Source organism: Pseudomonas sp. PS02302 (assembly GCF_029959585.1).
Classification (GTDB): Bacteria; Pseudomonadota; Gammaproteobacteria; order Pseudomonadales; family Pseudomonadaceae; genus Chryseomonas; species Chryseomonas aestiva.
Genome location: NZ_JASCON010000037.1, coordinates 1 through 16,589, shown reverse-complemented (window position 1 = coordinate 16,589; position 16,589 = coordinate 1). Strand labels below are relative to the sequence as shown.

At 67.8% G+C, this 16,589-nt stretch carries 12 protein-coding genes, 1 other RNA gene and 1 pseudogene; 5 read left to right on the top strand and 9 right to left on the bottom strand.

The window, feature by feature from the left end; all coding sequences use genetic code 11:
• Window positions 1-2: 2 nt before the first annotated feature.
• Entirely contained in the window at window positions 3-2,270 is a 2,268-nt protein-coding gene (locus QMX82_RS13965; RefSeq protein WP_133862309.1) for a YgiQ family radical SAM protein, read from the top strand.
• A gap of 159 nt (window positions 2,271-2,429) precedes the next feature.
• Here the strand turns inward: QMX82_RS13965 and QMX82_RS13960 are convergent, their stop codons facing one another.
• The 7 genes from QMX82_RS13960 to urtA all read right to left on the bottom strand — a co-directional run bounded on the left by QMX82_RS13960 (window position 2,430) and on the right by urtA (window position 9,884).
• Window positions 2,430-3,284 carry a shikimate dehydrogenase gene (locus QMX82_RS13960; protein WP_133862307.1) on the bottom strand — a complete coding sequence of 285 codons (855 nt, stop codon included), beginning with the start codon at window positions 3,282-3,284 and terminating at the stop codon, window positions 2,430-2,432.
• A 4-nt stretch (window positions 3,285-3,288) separates the two neighbouring features.
• Entirely contained in the window at window positions 3,289-3,732 is a 444-nt protein-coding gene (gene aroQ, locus QMX82_RS13955) for a type II 3-dehydroquinate dehydratase (RefSeq protein ID WP_208692954.1), read from the bottom strand.
• 146 nt (window positions 3,733-3,878) lie between these two features.
• On the bottom strand, window positions 3,879-4,577 hold the full coding sequence (urtE, locus tag QMX82_RS13950; RefSeq protein WP_282284537.1) for an urea ABC transporter ATP-binding subunit UrtE: 699 nt from the start codon (window positions 4,575-4,577) through the stop codon (window positions 3,879-3,881).
• Between the two features lie 108 nt (window positions 4,578-4,685).
• Window positions 4,686-5,531, bottom strand: a complete 846-nt coding sequence (gene urtD / locus QMX82_RS13945) for an urea ABC transporter ATP-binding protein UrtD (protein WP_133862304.1) — start codon at window positions 5,529-5,531, stop codon at window positions 4,686-4,688.
• Window positions 5,528-6,607: an urea ABC transporter permease subunit UrtC gene (gene urtC / locus QMX82_RS13940; RefSeq protein ID WP_059316373.1), complete on the bottom strand. Its 1,080-nt coding sequence runs from the start codon at window positions 6,605-6,607 to the stop codon at window positions 5,528-5,530. Before urtC ends, urtD begins: the two co-directional genes overlap by 4 nt.
• Window positions 6,604-8,172: an urea ABC transporter permease subunit UrtB gene (gene urtB, locus QMX82_RS13935; RefSeq protein WP_282284533.1), complete on the bottom strand. Its 1,569-nt coding sequence runs from the start codon at window positions 8,170-8,172 to the stop codon at window positions 6,604-6,606. Before urtB ends, urtC begins: the two co-directional genes overlap by 4 nt.
• A 437-nt stretch (window positions 8,173-8,609) precedes the next feature.
• Window positions 8,610-9,884, bottom strand: coding sequence for an urea ABC transporter substrate-binding protein (urtA, locus tag QMX82_RS13930; protein ID WP_187981015.1), 1,275 nt, complete (start codon window positions 9,882-9,884; stop codon window positions 8,610-8,612).
• A gap of 336 nt (window positions 9,885-10,220) precedes the next feature.
• Here urtA and QMX82_RS13925 point away from each other — a divergent pair.
• From QMX82_RS13925 to QMX82_RS13915, 3 genes and pseudogenes are all read left to right on the top strand, one after another.
• A pseudogene (locus QMX82_RS13925) lies at window positions 10,221-11,117 on the top strand (NAD(P)-dependent oxidoreductase); the annotation flags it as partial.
• A 2-nt stretch (window positions 11,118-11,119) separates the two neighbouring features.
• Entirely contained in the window at window positions 11,120-12,637 is a 1,518-nt protein-coding gene (locus QMX82_RS13920) for an aldehyde dehydrogenase family protein (protein ID WP_282284527.1), read from the top strand.
• A 3-nt stretch (window positions 12,638-12,640) separates the two neighbouring features.
• Window positions 12,641-13,795, top strand: coding sequence for a M20 aminoacylase family protein (locus tag QMX82_RS13915; protein ID WP_133862299.1), 1,155 nt, complete (start codon window positions 12,641-12,643; stop codon window positions 13,793-13,795).
• Between the two features lie 27 nt (window positions 13,796-13,822).
• Here the strand turns inward: QMX82_RS13915 and QMX82_RS13910 are convergent, their stop codons facing one another.
• On the bottom strand, window positions 13,823-14,725 hold the full coding sequence (locus QMX82_RS13910; protein ID WP_133862298.1) for a LysR family transcriptional regulator: 903 nt from the start codon (window positions 14,723-14,725) through the stop codon (window positions 13,823-13,825).
• Window positions 14,726-14,998: 273 nt separating this feature from the next.
• Window positions 14,999-15,074: non-coding RNA, sX9 sRNA (locus tag QMX82_RS13905), on the bottom strand.
• A gap of 125 nt (window positions 15,075-15,199) precedes the next feature.
• Here QMX82_RS13905 and QMX82_RS13900 point away from each other — a divergent pair.
• Complete coding sequence (locus QMX82_RS13900) at window positions 15,200-16,525, top strand: DUF3100 domain-containing protein (RefSeq protein WP_133862297.1); 1,326 nt, start codon at window positions 15,200-15,202, stop codon at window positions 16,523-16,525.
• Window positions 16,526-16,589: the final 64 nt, after the last annotated feature.

The window sequence follows — 16,589 nt, the reverse complement described above, 5'->3', positions numbered from 1 at the left end:
CCATGCAAGCCGCCACGCCGCTGTTCGACTATCCGAAATACTGGGCCGAGTGCTTTGGTCCTGCACCCTTCCTGCCCATGAGTCGGGCGGAGATGGAGCAACTCGGCTGGGACAGCTGCGACATCATCATCGTCACCGGGGACGCCTACGTCGATCACCCGTCCTTTGGCATGGCCATCATCGGCCGGCTGCTGGAGGCCCAGGGCTTCCGCGTGGGCATCATCGCCCAGCCGGACTGGCATTCGAAGGACGACTTCATGAAGCTCGGCGAGCCGAATCTGTTCTTCGGTGTGGCCGCGGGCAACATGGACTCGATGATCAACCGCTATACCGCGGACAAGAAGGTCCGTTCCGACGATGCCTATACTCCGGGCAACGTCGCCGGCAAGCGTCCGGATCGCGCCAGCCTGGTCTACAGCCAGCGCTGCAAGGAAGCCTACAGCCACGTGCCGATCGTGCTCGGTGGCATCGAGGCCTCGCTGCGCCGGATCGCCCACTACGACTACTGGCAGGACAAGGTCCGGCGCTCGATCCTGATGGACGCGACCGCCGACATCCTGCTCTATGGCAACGCCGAGCGGGCAGTGGTCGAGATCGCCCAGCGGCTGTCGCGTGGCGAGCGCGTCGAGGCCATCACCGATGTGCGCGGCACCGCCTTCATCCGGCGGGACACGCCCGCGGGCTGGTTCGAGGTCGACTCGACCCGCATCGATCGTCCCGGTCGCGTCGACAAGATCATCAATCCCTATGTGAATACGCAGGACACCGAGGCCTGTGCCATCGAGCAGGCGAAGGGTGAGGTCGAGGATCCCAACGAAGCCAAGGTGGTGCAGCTGCTGGAAAGCCCGCGCATGACCCGCGACAAGACGGTGATCCGCCTGCCGTCCTTCGAGAAGGTGCGCAACGACCCGGTGCTCTATGCCCACGCCAACCGCGTGCTGCATCTGGAAACCAATCCAGGCAACGCCCGCGCACTGGTGCAGCGGCATGGCGAGGTGGACGTCTGGTTCACGCCGCCGCCCATCCCCATGACCACCGAGGAAATGGACTATGTGTTCGGCATGCCCTATGCGCGCGTGCCGCACCCGGCCTATGGCAAGGAAAAGATCCCGGCCTACGAAATGATCCGTTTCTCGGTCAACATCATGCGCGGCTGCTTTGGTGGCTGCACCTTCTGCTCCATCACCGAGCACGAAGGCCGGATCATCCAGAATCGCTCCCACGACTCGATCATTCGCGAGATCGAGGAGATGCGCGACAAGGTGCCGGGCTTCACCGGCGTGGTCTCGGACCTTGGCGGGCCGACCGCCAACATGTACCGCATCGCCTGCAAGGACCCGGAGATCGAGCGCCACTGCCGCAAGCCGTCGTGCGTGTTCCCCGGTATCTGCGAGAACCTCAATACCGATCACTCCTCGCTGATCGAGTTGTACCGCAAGGCGCGGGCGCTACCGGGGGTGAAGAAGATCCTGATCGCCTCGGGACTGAGATACGACCTGGCCGTGGAGTCGCCCGAGTACGTCAAGGAACTGGTCACCCACCATGTCGGTGGCTACCTGAAGATCGCGCCCGAGCACACCGAGCGCGGTCCGCTGGACAAGATGATGAAGCCCGGCATCGGCAGCTATGACCGCTTCAAGCAGATGTTCGAGAAGTACACCAAGGAGGCGGGCAAGGAGCAGTACCTGATCCCCTACTTCATCGCGGCGCACCCGGGCACCACCGACGAGGACATGATGAACCTCGCGCTGTGGCTCAAGCGCAACGGCTTCCGCGCGGATCAGGTCCAGGCCTTCTATCCCTCGCCGATGGCCACCGCCACGGCCATGTACCACTCGGGCAAGAATCCGCTGCGCAAGGTCACCTACAAGAGCGACGGCGTGACCATCGTCAAGAGCGACCAGCAGCGCCGCCTGCACAAGGCCTTCCTGCGCTACCACGATCCCAGGGGCTGGCCGATGCTGCGCGAGGCGCTCAAGGAGATGGGCCGCGCCGACCTGATCGGGCCGGGCAAGCACCAGTTGATCCCGGCCACCCAGCCAGTGGGCGACGCCGGCTACCAGAGCGCGCGGCGCAAGAATTCCACCCCGGTGGGCAGCAAGAAGACCGGTACCGGCGGTGGGCGCATCCTCACCCAGCACACCGGCCTGCCGCCCCGCGCCAGCGATGGCAGCAAGGCCTGGGACAAGGGCCAGGAAGGCCAGGCCGCCGGCTACGCCAAGGGCGGTCCGCGCAAGAAGTCGCGGCGCCAGCCGAACATGCCGCGCTGAGGCGAGGGCAGGAGAAAAGGGGAGGCCGAGGCCTCCCCTTTTTCATGGGCGGTAGGTCAGGCGTGGGGTAGTTGGGCTTCGACGGTGGGGCTGTCTCAACCCAACCTACGAGCACCTTCTGTAGGTTGGGTTGAGCGCAGCGAAGCCCAACGCAGAGGACTACCCGCGCAATTCGGCGAAGTGGGCCTGCATGCGGTCGGCGTCGGCGCTGCGGCCGCTGAAGAGTTCGAAGGCCTTGACCGCCTGGAACACGGCCATGGTGCCGCCATCCAGGGTGCGGCAGCCGAGGGCGCGGGCCTGGCGCAGCAGTTCGGTTTCCAGCGGGAAGTAGATTATTTCGGCGACCCAGAGGCCGGGGTGCAGCAGTTCGGCCGGCAGTGGCATGCCGGGCAGCTTGGCCATGCCCACTGGCGAGGTGTTGACCAGGCCATCGGCGGCGGCGACCGCGGCGGCCCGGTCGGTGCCGACCGCGGCGCGCCCGGGGCCGAAGTGGCGGGTCAGGTTGTCCACCAGCGCCTGGGCACGCTCGGCCTCGACGTCGAAGATGAACAGCTGGTCGACGCCCTCGGCGAGCAGGGCGTGGGCCACGGCGCTGCCGGCGCCGCCGGCGCCCAGTTGCACCACCAGGCGCTTGGCCACGTCCGGCAGGCCACGGCGAAAGCCTTCGGCGAAGCCCAGGCAATCGGTGTTGTGACCCACGGTGCGGCCGTCGGCCAGCACCACGGTATTCACCGCGCCGATGCCGCGCGCCTCGGGCGAGAGCTCGTCAAGCAGCGGGATGATCGCCTGCTTGCAGGGAAAGGTGATGTTGAGACCGGTGAAGCCGGTGCGCTGGGCGGCCTGCAGCAGCTCGGGCAGGGCGTCGGCAGCGAGGCCGAGGGCGTCCAGGTCGATCAGCCGATAGAGGTATCTGAGGCCCTGGGCGTCGCCTTCGCGTTCGTGCATGGCGGGCGTCAGCGAGGCCTGGATGCCGGCGCCGATGAGGCCGGCGAGGACGGATTTGGGTGCGGTCATGGAGTCAGTTTCCCTGGTGGGCGATGAGGGCGGCGATGGCGGCGCGATATCCCTGGCTGCCGAGGCCGCAGATGACGCCGACGGCGATGCCCGAGACATAGGAATGATGACGGAAGGCTTCGCGACGGTGCACGTTGGACAGGTGCACCTCGTAGACCGGCAGCTCGCTGGCCACCAGGGCGTCGCGCAAGGCCACCGAGGTGTGGGTCCAGGCGGCGGGATTGATCACCACCCCGGCATAGGCGCCGCGGGCCGCGTGAATCCAGTCGAGCAATTCGCCTTCGTGGTTGGTCTGGCGGAAGTCCACCTCGTAACCTCCGGCGGCGGCGCTCTCGATACACAGCCGGGCGACGTCGGCCAGGGTCTCGTGGCCGTAGGTGGCGGGCTCGCGGGTGCCGAGCAGATTGAGGTTGGGTCCGTTGAGGACCAGGATGCGGCGGGAGGACATGACAGCCTTCTCTCTTGTTGTCTTGCCGGGCAGGCGCTGCCCGGCACTGGAGAGAAAATGTACCAGCCGGTTAATTCCGTCAATCGAGGCGAACGGGCGGGCGGCAGGGCCGGCTGCGGAAGCGTTCGATTATCGACCCTGGTGACTCAGATCGCCACCAGTCCGCGCACCCCCTCGGCCTCCATGTCGACCCCGCGACCGCGCTGGACGATCTCGCCACGGGACATCACCAGGTAGCCGTCGGCCAGTTCGCTGGCGAAGTCGTAGAACTGCTCCACCAGCAGGATGGCCATGTCGCCGCGCTTGGCGAGATGGGCGATGACGGTACCGATCTCCTTGATCACCGAGGGCTGGATGCCCTCGGTGGGTTCGTCGAGGATCAGCAGACGCGGGCGGCTGGCCAGGGCGCGGCCGATGGCCAGTTGCTGCTGCTGGCCGCCGGAGAGGTCGCCACCGCGACGCTGGCGCATCTGCCGCAGCACGGGGAAGAGTTCGTAGATGGATTCGGGCACCTCGCGGGCTTCCCGGGCGGGAAAGCGCGACAGGCCCATGAGCAGATTTTCCTCGACGGTGAGGCGCGGAAAGATCTCGCGGCCCTGGGGCACGTAGGCGATGCCGGATTGCACCCGCTGGTGCGGCTTGCGGGCGGTGATGTCCTGGCCTTCCCAGGTGACGCTGCCGCGCTTGGCCGGGATCAGGCCCATGAGGCAGCGCAGCAGGGTGGTCTTGCCGACGCCGTTGCGGCCGAGCAGGCTGGTGACCTCGCCGATGGGCGCGTCGAAGGACAGACCACGCAGGATGTGGCTGCCGCCGTAGTACTGATGGAGTTCGTTGACCTGGAGCATGGGGGCCTCGGGGAGATTCTTTGATCGCGGCCATGGGCCGCTCCTACGTAGGAGCGGTCGCAGCGGCGAACCGCCATGGCCGCGATATGCATTCAGTTCGGCGCGGCGCTAGCGCCCCAGATACACCTCGATTACCTGGTCGTTGGCCTGGACCTGGTCCAGCGAGCCTTCGGCGAGGACGTGGCCCTGGTGCAGCACGGTGACGTGGTCGGCGATGCTGCCGACGAAGCCCATGTCGTGCTCCACCACCATCAGCGAGTGCCGGGGCACCAGCGACTTGAACAGCTCGGCGGTGAATTCGGTCTCGGCGTCGGTCATGCCGGCGACGGGTTCGTCGAGCAGCAGCAGTTGCGGCTCCTGCACCAGCAGCATGCCGATCTCGAGGAATTGCTTCTGGCCGTGGGACAGCAGCCCGGCGGTGCGCCCGCGCGACTCCTGCAGGCGGATGGTGGTGAGCACCTCTTCCAGACGGTCGCGCTGCTCGCCGGAAAGCCGTGCGCGCAGACTGGCCCAGACCGACTTGTCGGTCCGTTGCGCCAGCTCCAGGTTCTCCCAGACGGTCAGGGCCTCGAACACCGTGGGCTTCTGGAATTTGCGGCCGATGCCGGCCTGGGCGATCTGCACCGGTTGCAGGCGGGTCAGGTCGAGGGTCTCGCCGAACCAGGCGCTGCCGCGGTCGGGGCGGGTCTTGCCGGTGATGACGTCCATCATGGTGGTCTTGCCGGCGCCATTGGGGCCGATGATGCAGCGCAATTCACCGACGCCGATGTAGAGATTGAGGTCGCGCAGGGCCTTGAAGCCGTCGAAGCTGACCTCGATGCCTTCCAGGCTGAGGATGGTGCCATGGCGGGTGTCCAGGCCCGTGCCGGCGCGATGGCCGAGACCGCTGGCCTCGGCGCCGATGCCGGGATCGAGCACTTCCGCGGCGGTGGGAGGGATGGGGGCGGCTTTCATGCGTCGCGCTCCTTCTTGATGAGGCCGATCACGCCACGCGGCAGATAGAGGGTGACGACGATGAACAGGGCGCCGAGAAAGAACAGCCAGTATTCGGGAAAGGCCACGGTGAACCAGCTCTTGGCGCCGTTGACGATGCCGGCGCCGAGCACCGGGCCGATCAGGCTGCCGCGTCCGCCGAGGGCGACCCAGATGGCCGCTTCGATGGAGTTGGTCGGGGCCATCTCGCTGGGGTTGATGATGCCCACCTGGGGCACATAGAGGGCGCCGGCCAGGCCGCAGAGCACCGCCGAGAGCACCCAGACGAACAGCTTGAAGCCGCGCGGATCGTAGCCACAGAAGGTCACCCGGTTCTCGGCGTCGCGGATCGCCGTGAGGATGCGGCCGAACTTGCTCTGCGCCAGGCGCCAGCCCAGCCAGAGGCTGGCGGTCAGCAGAGCCACGGTGAGCAGGAAGAGCACCGCGCGGGTGCCCTGGGCGGCCACCGGAAAGCCCAGCAGGGTGGTGAAGCCGGTGAAGCCGTTGTTGCCGCCGAAGCCGGTCTCGTTGCGAAAGAACAGCAGCATGCCGGCAAAGGTCAGCGCCTGGGTCATGATCGAGAAGTAGACGCCCTTGATCTTCGAGCGGAAGGCGAAGAAGCCGAACGCCAGCGCCAGCAGACCGGGGGCCAGCACCGCCAGGCACAGCGCCCAGAGGAAATGGTCGGTGCCGGCCCAGAACCAGGGATAGCTGGTCCAGGAGAGAAAGCTCATGAAGGGGGGCAGCCCGTCACCGGCGGCCTGGCGCATCAGGTACATGCCCATGGCGTAGCCGCCGAGGGCGAAGAATAGCCCGTGGCCGAGGGAGAGCATCCCGGCATAGCCCCAGACCAGGTCCAGCGCCAGGGCGACGATGGCGTAGCAGAGGATCTTGCCCACCAGGGTCAGGGTGTAGGCCGAGACCTGGAAGGCATTGTCGGCCGGCAGCAGGGACAGCAGCGGCAGGGCGATCAGCACGGCGAGGGCCAGGCCGAGCACGGCCAGGCTCAGGCGCGGGCCGGCCTTCTGCACAGCGGTAAGCGCGAGTGGCTGGTTCAATCGATGACCCTCCCCTTGAGGGCGAACAGGCCCTGGGGCCGCTTCTGGATGAACAGGATGATCAGGCCGAGGATGAGGATCTTGCCCAGCACGGCGCCGATCTGGGGTTCGAGGATCTTGTTGACGATGCCCAGGCCGAAGGCCGCCAGTACGCTGCCGGCCAGTTGGCCGACGCCGCCGAGCACCACCACTAGGAAGGAATCGATGATGTAGCTCTGGCCGAGGTCCGGACCGACGTTGCCGATCTGCGACAGGGCCACGCCACCGAGGCCGGCGATGCCGGAGCCGAGGCCGAAGGCGAGCATGTCGATGCGCCCGGTGGGGACGCCGCAGCAGGCGGCCATGTTGCGATTCTGGGTCACGGCGCGCACGTTGAGACCCAGCCGGGTCTTGTTCAGCAGGGCCCAGGTCAGGACCAGCACGAAGACCACGAAGCCGAGGATGATCACCCGGTTCCACGGCAGGAGCAGGTTGGGCAGCACCTGGATGCCGCCGGACAGCCAGGCCGGGTTGGCCACCTCGACGTTCTGGGCGCCGAACAGCACCCGCACCGCCTGGATCAGCATCAGGCTGATGCCCCAGGTGGCCAGCAGGGTTTCCAGCGGTCGGCCATAAAGATGGCGGATCACGGTGCGCTCCAGCGCCATGCCGATGGCGGCAGTGACGGCGAAGGCTACCGGCAGTGCCAGCAGCGGATACCAGGCCAGCCACTCGGGGGCCAGGCGCTGCAGGGTCAGCTGCACCATATAGGTGCTGTAGGCGCCGAGCATCAGCATCTCGCCATGGGCCATGTTGATGACGCCGAGCAGGCCATAGGTGATGGCCAGGCCCAGGGCGGCGAGCAACAGGATGGAGCCCAGCGACAGCCCGGTGAAGGCCTGGCCGAGCAGATCGCCCAGCAGCAGCTTGCGGTCTACCTGGGCGAGGCCGGTGGCGGCGGCCTTGCGGACGTCTTCGTTGGCTTCCACCGCGGGATCGAGCAGGGCCTGCAGGCGGGTCTTGGCCTGGGGCTCGCCGGATTCGCCGAGCAGGCGTACCGCGGCCAGGCGCACGGCGGGATCGGCATCGGTCAGCTGCAGGTTGGCCAGGGCGGCGGCGAGGGCGCCTTGCACTTCCTTGTCGGCTTCGCTCTGCAGACGTTTTTCCAGGAAGGCACGCTGCTCGGGCTTGGCCTCCTGGCGCAGGGCCTGGGCGGCGGCCAGGCGCACGCCGGCATCCGTGGACAGCAGCCCGCCGCTGGCCTGGGCAGCGCCGATGAGGATGCGCAGGCGGTTGTTCAGCCGGATCTGCTTGGGCGTGCCGGTAGGCGCCGTGGCCTCACCTTCGGCGGCGCTGTAGCTATCGCCGGTCTTGTAGAAGGGGCGCCTGTCTTCGTCGACATAGAAGCGGCCGTCCTGCAGTGCCTGGAGCACCGGCAGCTGGGCGGGATCAGGCGCGGCGGCCCAGTCCTGCAGCAGTTTGGCCTGGTCGTTGGCGCTGGCGGCGGCCAGTTCAGCGGCGGGGCCGGCCTGGGCGGTGCCCACGAGCAGCAACAGCAGGGGCAGAAGAAAAAGGCGTAGGGACATGCTCGGCCTCGTCGATGGGTAAAGGCTCCTGCGCGACGTCTCCCGGGGGAGGGCGGCGTGGCCTCGTTTCTGGTGCCGGGCACCGGGCCGTGTGGCCGGGTGCGCTGGCGGGCCCTCACCCCGGCCCTCTCCCGGGGGGAGAGGGGGAGGAGCGGATCCGTGGTGGTGCGGGTGTTTCCTGTTGGCTACGGAACGCCTTTTGCCCTCACCCCAACCCTCTCCCCGAGGGAGAGGGGGAAGAGCTATTGGCTACGGAACGCCTTTTGCCCTCACTCCAACCCTCTCCCCGAGGGAGAGGGGGGACGAGCTATTGGCCTCGGCACGGCTTTGGCCCTCACCCCAACCTTCTCCCCAGGGGAGAGGGGGTAGGAGCGGGGTGCCATCTTTCAGGCTTCGCTCCCCCTCGGGGGAGAGGGGCCTAGGGTGAGGCCTGGCCGTTACTTGCCGCTCTTCACCGGTTCGTCGGACTTCTTGTCGTTGCCGGGGATGTAGGGGCTCCAGGGCTGGGCGCGGACCGGGCCCTCGGTCTGCCAGACGACGTTGAACTGACCGTCGTCCTGGACCTCGCCGATCATCACCGGCTTGTGCAGGTGGTGGTTCTTCTCGTCCATCTTCACGGTGTAGCCGTCCGGCGCGGCGAAGGTCTGGCCGGCCATGGCCTTGCGGACCTTGTCGACGTCGGTGCTGCCGGCCTTTTCTACCGCCTGGGCCCACATGTGGATGCCGACATAGGTGGCTTCCATGGGGTCGTTGGTCACGGCGGTCTGGTAGTTGGGCAGGTTCTTGGCCTTGGCATAGGCCTTCCAGGCCTCGACGAACTTCTTGTTCACCGGGTTATCCAGCGACTCGAAGTAGTTCCAGGCGGCCAGCTGGCCCACCAGCGGCTTGGTGTCGATGCCGCGCAGTTCTTCCTCGCCCACCGAGAAGGCCACCACCGGCACGTCGGTGGCCTTCAGGCCCTGGTTGCCCAGTTCCTTGTAGAAGGGCACGTTGGAGTCGCCGTTGATGGTGGAGACCACCGCGGTCTTGCCGCCGGCGGAGAACTTCTTGATGTTGGCGACGATGGTCTGGTAATCGCTGTGGCCGAAGGGGGTGTAGACCTCTTCGATGTCCTTGTCCTGCACGCCCTTGCTGTGCAGGAAGGATCTGAGAATCTTGTTGGTGGTACGCGGATAGACGTAGTCGGTGCCCAGCAGGAAGAAGCGCTTGGCGCCGCCACCTTCTTCACTCATCAGGTATTCCACCGCCGGGATGGCCTGCTGATTCGGCGCCGCGCCGGTGTAGAAGACGTTGGGCGACATCTCTTCGCCTTCGTACTGCACCGGGTAGAACAGCAGGCCGTTGAGTTCTTCGTAGACCGGCAGCACCGATTTGCGCGAGACCGAGGTCCAGCAGCCGAAGGTGACCGCGACCTTGTCCTGGGTCACCAGCTGGCGCGCCTTCTCGGCGAACAGCGGCCAGTTGGAGGCCGGGTCCACCACCACGGGCTCCAGTTTCTTGCCCAGTACCCCGCCCTTGGCGTTGATCTCGTCGATGGTCATCAGCGCCATGTCCTTGAGCGAGGTCTCGGAGATGGCCATGGTGCCGGACAGCGAATGCAGGATGCCGACCTTGATGGTGTCCGCGGCGTGGGCGGCACTCCAGGGAAACAGGCCGCTCATGAGCAGGGCGGACGCGGCAAGGGTGGTCTTCAGTAGGGGACGGCGCTTCATGCGAAAGGCTCCTGAGCGAACGTGCGCTGTTGTTGGGCTGGACTGCGGGCCAGCCAGGGCGCCTTTTCAGGAACTGTGCCAGGCGTCCGCAAGGCGCATGGGGACTGGCGCCTTGCCGCCAGACGCAGCTACGCGACCGGTTGCCCTGCACCAGTCTGGGGCCGAGCGGTGCCCTCGAATCGCGCCTTTGCACGATGCTGGTGCCCTCGTCTGACGTTGCCTTTTGCGCAACATGAAAGTCCGAATGCCGTATTGGTGGTGATGCCTGGGGCCTCCCATACTCGATCGCAAGGGGCCGGCCAACGGGTCGGCCACCACCCATTCGAAGAAGAGGAACAAGGCATGGGCAGGCAGGTCGGGGTCATCGGACTCGGCAACATGGGCGGCAACATGGCGATCACCCTGGCGCGCAAGGGCGTTGCCGTCACCGGGCTGGATCCCTCCAGCGCCGCCTGCGAGCGGGTCGCTGCCCTGGGCGTGGCCATCGCCGGCGATCTGGTGGCCCTGGCCGCCAGCAGTGACGTCATCGTGCTGTCGCTGCCCAAGGCCGAGCACGTCGAGGCCGTGTGCCTGGGCGAGGCGGGCCTGGTCAGCCGCGTGCGGCCGGGCACCGTGGTGGTCGACACCACCACCTCCACCCCGGAGACCAGCCGCCGGGTAGCGGCGGCCTTCGCCGAGGTCGGTGCCGATTTCCTCGATGCCCCGGTCTCCGGCGGCCCCGCCGGTGCCGCGGCCGGCACCATGACCATGGTCATCGGCGGCAGCGAGGCGGCCCTGGCCAAGGCGCTGCCGGCGCTGGAAGCCATGAGCGCGACCCGGGTGCACATCGGTGCCGTGGGCGCCGGCAACATCGCCAAGATCGCCAACAACCTGCTCGCCGCGGCGCACCTGATCACCACCGCCGAGGCGGTGACCATGGCCGCCCGTGCCGGCGTCGCCCCGGAGAAGCTGCTCGAAGGCATCAATGCCGGTTCCGGGCGCAGCGCCGCCAGCCAGGGCATGTTCCCCACCTGGGTGCTGAACAAGGCCTATGACTCCGGCTTCACCATGGGCCTGATGCGCAAGGACGTGGGCCTGGCCCAGCAACTCATCGCCGAACTCGGCCTCGACCTGCCGCTGGCCGCGGCCACCGCCCAGGCCTGGAAGGCCAGCGCCGAGACCCTCGCCGATGGCGAGGATTTCTGCGCCATCGCGCGACGCACCAGCGAAGACCTGTTCGGCAAGGGGAAATGATCATGATGAACGCCAAGACACTGGAATTGCTCAAGCCCTTCTGGGGCGACCGCCAGCAGGTCGCCAGCTACGTGGACGGCGCCTTCGTCGATGGCAGCGGCGAGCGGATCACCGTGCGCAACGCCCATGACGACAGCCCGGCCTACAGCTACCCCGATGCTGACCTGGCCGTGGTCGAGCGCGCCGATACCGCCGCCCGCCGGGCGCGCGAGGAATGGCGCGCCCTGACCGCCCAGGCGCGTGGGCGCATCATCTATCGCGTCGGCGCCCTGATCCGCGAGGAGGCCGAGGCCCTGGCGCAGCTGGAATCGCTGACCGCCAACAAGCCGATCCGCGATGCCCGCGTCGAGGTGCTCAAGGTCGCCGAGATGTTCGAGTACTACGCCGGCTGGGCCGACAAGCTGCATGGCGAAGTCATCCCGGTGCCCACCAGCCACCTCAACTACGTGACCTACGAACCCCTGGGCACGGTGCTGCAGATCACCCCCTGGAATGCGCCGATCTTCACCGGTGGCTGGCAGATCGCCCCGGCCATCACCGCCGGCAACGCGGTGATCCTCAAGCCTTCCGAGCTGACCCCGGTGACCTCGCTGCTGCTGGGCGTGCTGGTGGAACGCGCCGGTGCGCCCAAGGGCCTGGTCAACGTGCTCGCCGGCCAGGGCCATACCGTTGGCCAGCAGGTGATCGCCCACGCCGACATCCGCAAGGTGGTCTTTGTCGGCTCGCCGGCCACCGGCCGGCACATCGCCGCTGCCGCGGCCCAGCGCTGCATCCCGGTGGTGCTGGAGCTGGGAGGCAAGTCGGCCAACATCGTCTTCGCAGACGCCGACCTGGACCTCGCCGTGCGCGGCGCCCAGGCGGCGATCTTTTCCGGCGCCGGCCAGAGTTGCGTCTCGGGTTCGCGGCTGCTGGTGCAGGAAGCCATCTACGAGCGCTTCATCCAGGCGGTGGCCCGCGCCGCCAGCCAGTTCAAGGTGGGAGATCCGAGCGATCCCGAGACCCAGATCGGTCCGATCCACAACGCCAAGCAATTCGCCCATGTACGCAACATGGTGGAAGGCGCCCTGGGTGAAGGGGCGCGGCATGTCGCCAATGGCGTCGAGCCGCTGCCCGCCGGGACCGGCTACTACGTCAATCCCACGGTGCTGGCCGGTCACAACGGCCTGACCTGCGCCCAGGAAGAGATCTTCGGGCCGGTGGTGGTGGCCATTCCCTTCAAGGACGAGGCCGACGCCATCCGCATCGCCAACGACAGCCGCTTCGGCCTGGCCGGGGCGGTCTGGACCCGCGACGTCGGTCGTGCCCACCGGGTGGCCCGTGGCGTGCGCGCCGGCACCTTCTGGGTCAACGGCTACAAGACCATCCACGTCAGCTCGCCCTTCGGTGGCTATGGCGAGAGCGGCTACGGTCGCTCCTCCGGCCTCGACGCCCTGCGCGAATACAGCGAGGTGAAGAGCGTCTGGGTGGAAACCGCCGCGGTGCCCGCCGCCGGCTTTGGCTACGGCGCCAGCCTGGAGTAACAGATGACCATCCATCAAGCCTTGTTGGACGACGCCCGCAGCTGGCGTCGCGATTTCCACGCCCATCCGGAACTGGGTTTCGCCGAGCACCGCACCGCGGCGCGGGTGGCCGAGTTGCTGGAAGGCTTCGGCCTGGAGGTCCATCGTGGCCTTGGCGGTACCGGCGTGGTCGGGGTGCTGCGTCATGGCGAGGGTCCCAGCCTGGGGCTGCGCGCCGACATGGACGCCCTGCCGATGCAGGAGGTGGGGGACGTTCCCCACCGTTCCACCGCCGCCGGGCGCATGCACGCCTGCGGCCATGACGGCCATACCGCCATCCTGCTGGCCACCGCCCGCCACCTGAGCGAAAACCGCGATTTCCGCGGCACCCTCTATTTCGTCTTCCAGCCCGCCGAAGAGAATCTTGGCGGCGCCCAGAAGATGATCGAGGACGGCCTGTTCGAACGCTTTCCCATGGACGCCCTCTACGGCCTGCACAACTGGCCGGGATTGCCGGCCGGCCAGGTGGTGGTCAATCCGGGCGCCATGATGGCTTCGCTGGACACCTTCGCCATCACCCTGACCGGCAAGGGCTGCCACGCGGCCATGCCCGAGCGCGGGCGCGATCCCATCGTCGCCGCGGCGGACCTGATCCTGCAGCTGCAGACCATCGTCGCCCGGCGGATCTCGCCGCTGGCCGCCGCGGTGGTCAGCGTGACCATGCTGGAGGCGGGGGAGGCCATCAACGTCATCCCCGAGGTGGCGCGACTCAGGGGCACGGTGCGCTGCCTGGATGGCGCGGTGCGTGCAGAGGTGGAGCGGCTGATCGGCGAGATCGTCGCCCAGGCGCCGCTGGCCCAGGGGGTGCGCGGCGAGCTGGAGTTCACCCGGGGCTATCCGGTGACCCAGAACCATCCCGAGCAGGCGGCGCGGGTACGTCAGGCGGCGGTGACCGCCTTTGGCGCCGAGCGGGTCAGCGATGGCGTACCGCCGTCCATGGCCTCCGAGGACTTCGCCTTCATGCTGGCGGCGCGCCCGGGGGCCTATCTCTGGCTGGGCGTCGACGGCGCCCAGCCCTCGGCACCGCTGCACAACCCGGCCTATGACTTCAACGACGCCATCATCGAGCCGGCCGTACGGCTGTGGGCCGAGCTGGTGCGCCAGGAGTTGCCGGTCTAGGCCGCTTGTAGCGAGCGCCGCCGACGCTCAGCGAAAGGCGGTCATCTGCTGCACCATGGCCGTGCGCAACTCGTCCGCGGCGCGACTGAGCTTGCGCCCCAGGCGGGTGACCAGTTCGACGTGGGCGCGGGCGAAACCCGGATCGGCCAGGGGCAGGGCGCGCAAGGCGCCGCTGTCCAGTTCCTGGGTGGCGGCGAACAGCGGCAAGAGGGTCACGCCGCCCTGCTGGGCATAGTGCTTGAGCAGGGCGAAGGTGTTGCAGGTCAGGGTCGGCGCCAGGCGCTGGCCGGCGGCCTGCTCCACGGCGTCGAGCATCTGGCGGATGCCGTAGGAGATGTCCGGCAGCGCCAGCCGATGCTCGCCCAGTTCCGCCAGGGTCACGGGGCCGCGGGTCGCGGCCAGCGGATGCTCCGGTGCCACCAGCGCATAGAGCGGCTGTCCACGGCTGCCATGCACCCGCAGGTGCGGATCGCGTGGCGGATTGAACACCAGCCCCAGTTGCGCCTCGTCTTCCATTACCTGGCGGATCACCTCATTGGTGCCCACCACGTTGACCCTGACCTCGATCTCTGGATGCCGCGCGGAAAAGTCACCGAGGCTGGACGACAGATCGCCGATGAAGCCTTCGCCGATGGCCAGCACCACCCGGCCGGTGCGCAGGCCCTGGAGATCGGAAATGGCGTCTCTCAGGCCGTCGAGCTGGGTCTGGCGCTGGCGGAAATAGTCCAGCACCAGACGTCCGGCTTCGGTTGGGGTGATGCCGCGGCGGTGGCGCTCGATGAGGTCGACACCCAGCTCCGCCTCGACCTGGGCGATCTGCCGGCTGACCGCGGAAGGGGCGATATCCAGGGCGTCAGCCGCGGCGCGCACGCTGCCCAGGCGCACCGCCTCGACGAAATAATGCAAGCGTTGTTCGTGAATTCCACGCATCCGTGTGTTCTCTTAAAGGCAACGGAAAAGGCCATTTCCAGTATTGGAGAGAGAACAGGCCGCTGTCCATACTCGGGCCAAGACCACGGCCGCCCCGGCCAGGCCAAGGCCCGCGACGCAGAGCTCCGGAACGGCGCGAAGCCCCATGCGAGACCCCGTCCGCGCTGGGCTTCCTCCCTCCGGCACGCCAGGCGCGCGACCTCGACCAGGCCTCCAGAACGACCGGGTCCTGCTCCCTAGCGGAGCCCTTTTCTGCCCAGCGGGCCTAAGAGCGGCTAACAAAACGTAGCGAGCGGTTGTCAGGCGGGTGCGCGCGGCGCGCAGGAACTGAAGTGTACGAGCGGTACATGAGGATTCCGAGCACCGCACGCACCCGTCTGGCGGACGCGCAGTAGTTTTGTTGGTCGCTCTGAGTCGCTCGCGACTGCCAACCAGACCAACAACCGAGCCCGCGAGCGGGCCGCAGGGGGAAGAATGAGCGCCAATCCGACGCTGGCCGTGGGCCAGGACCGAGCCGTCAGCAATACCGTCAGACTCTACATCTGGGCAGCACTGGTGCTGCTGATCGCCGAGCTGATCGGCTCCCTCACCATACCGCTGGGGCCGGGCAAGGTGGTGCTGCTGCCGATGATCTGGGCGCTCTTGCTGGGTGCAGCGGTGGGGCAGGTCGGCAAGCGCATGCCGCTGGGGGTGGGTATCGACCGCAGCGCCCAGGTGCGCTCGGCGGCCATTCTGCAATACGCCTTGCTGGTGTTCATCGCCAAGCTCGGCCTGGTGGTGGGCGGCTCGCTGCCCACGGTGATCGCCGCCGGCTGGGCACTGGCCTTCCAGGAGCTGGGGCATTTCGTCGGCACCATCCTGCTCGGCCTGCCGGTGGCCCTGCTGCTGGGCATCAAGCGCGAGGCCATCGGTGCCACCTTCTCGGTGGGGCGTGAACCGAGCCTGGCGATCATCAGCGAACGCTATGGCATGGACTCCCCGGAAGGTCGCGGCGTGCTCGCCGAGTACCTGACCGGCACCCTGTTCGGCGCGGTATTCATGGCCATCGTCGCCGGCTTCATCGCCAGCCTGAACATCTTCCACCCCTATTCCCTGGCCATGGGCGCCGGCCTGGGCTCGGGCAGCATCATGGCCGCCGCGGCCGGTGCCATCGCCGCCCAGCAGACGCCCGAGATGGCCAAGGAGGTCATGGCCCTGGCCGCCGCTGCCAACCTCATCACCCTGACCCTGGGCACCTATTTCACCCTGTTCATCTCCCTGCCGCTGGCGGTCTGGGGCTACCGGGTGATGGAGCCGCGCATCGGCCGTACCACCAAGGCTTCCTTCCAGCAGAGTTCGGTGGATGCCGGCGTGGTGGACGAACCCGTGGAACTGGGCTGGTCGGCACGCTTCAGCGCCTGGCTGGCCTCGGGCGCCTTGGCGCTGCTGGCGACCCTGGTGATGAGCAAGACCCTGCCACCGGCTGCTTTCCTGGGGGTCGCGGTGATGATCCTGGCGGCCTTCGTCGGTGAACTGCTCTGCCAGCTGTTCCGCCGCAAGGTGCCAGCGGTGTGCTGGGTATCGCTGGTGGCCATGTTCCTGACCTCGCCCTGGTGCCCGCTGGCGCCGCAGATCACCGCCGCCCACAACGCGGTCGGCATCATGGCGCTGATCACCCCCATGCTGGCCTTCGCCGGCCTGTCCATTGCCAAGGACATCCCGGCCTTCCGTCGCCTCGGCTGGCGCATCGTGGTGGTTTCGCTGATCGCCAGCTTCGGCACCTTCATCGGCGCGGCCTTCATCGCCGAAGTGTTTCACTGATCCTCGCGCGCACCGGGTCCCCGGTGCGCCGCGTCCCGCTACCGTTCTGCCCCCTCGGCTGACT

Bases quoted from the DNA above. Each gene is read 5' to 3' on its own strand.
- QMX82_RS13900 (WP_133862297.1), top strand. From the start codon at position 15,200: ATGAGCGCCAATCCGACGCTGGCCGTGGGCCAGGACCGAGCCGTCAGC.
- urtD (WP_133862304.1), bottom strand. From the start codon at position 5,531: ATGAAAGCCGCCCCCATCCCTCCCACCGCCGCGGAAGTGCTCGATCCC.
- urtE (WP_282284537.1), bottom strand. From the start codon at position 4,577: ATGCTCCAGGTCAACGAACTCCATCAGTACTACGGCGGCAGCCACATC.
- QMX82_RS13915 (WP_133862299.1), top strand. From the start codon at position 12,641: ATGACCATCCATCAAGCCTTGTTGGACGACGCCCGCAGCTGGCGTCGC.
- QMX82_RS13965 (WP_133862309.1), top strand. From the start codon at position 3: ATGCAAGCCGCCACGCCGCTGTTCGACTATCCGAAATACTGGGCCGAG.
- QMX82_RS13910 (WP_133862298.1), bottom strand. From the start codon at position 14,725: ATGCGTGGAATTCACGAACAACGCTTGCATTATTTCGTCGAGGCGGTG.
- QMX82_RS13920 (WP_282284527.1), top strand. From the start codon at position 11,120: ATGATGAACGCCAAGACACTGGAATTGCTCAAGCCCTTCTGGGGCGAC.
- urtB (WP_282284533.1), bottom strand. From the start codon at position 8,172: ATGTCCCTACGCCTTTTTCTTCTGCCCCTGCTGTTGCTGCTCGTGGGC.
- aroQ (WP_208692954.1), bottom strand. From the start codon at position 3,732: ATGTCCTCCCGCCGCATCCTGGTCCTCAACGGACCCAACCTCAATCTG.
- urtA (WP_187981015.1), bottom strand. From the start codon at position 9,884: ATGAAGCGCCGTCCCCTACTGAAGACCACCCTTGCCGCGTCCGCCCTG.
- QMX82_RS13960 (WP_133862307.1), bottom strand. From the start codon at position 3,284: ATGACCGCACCCAAATCCGTCCTCGCCGGCCTCATCGGCGCCGGCATC.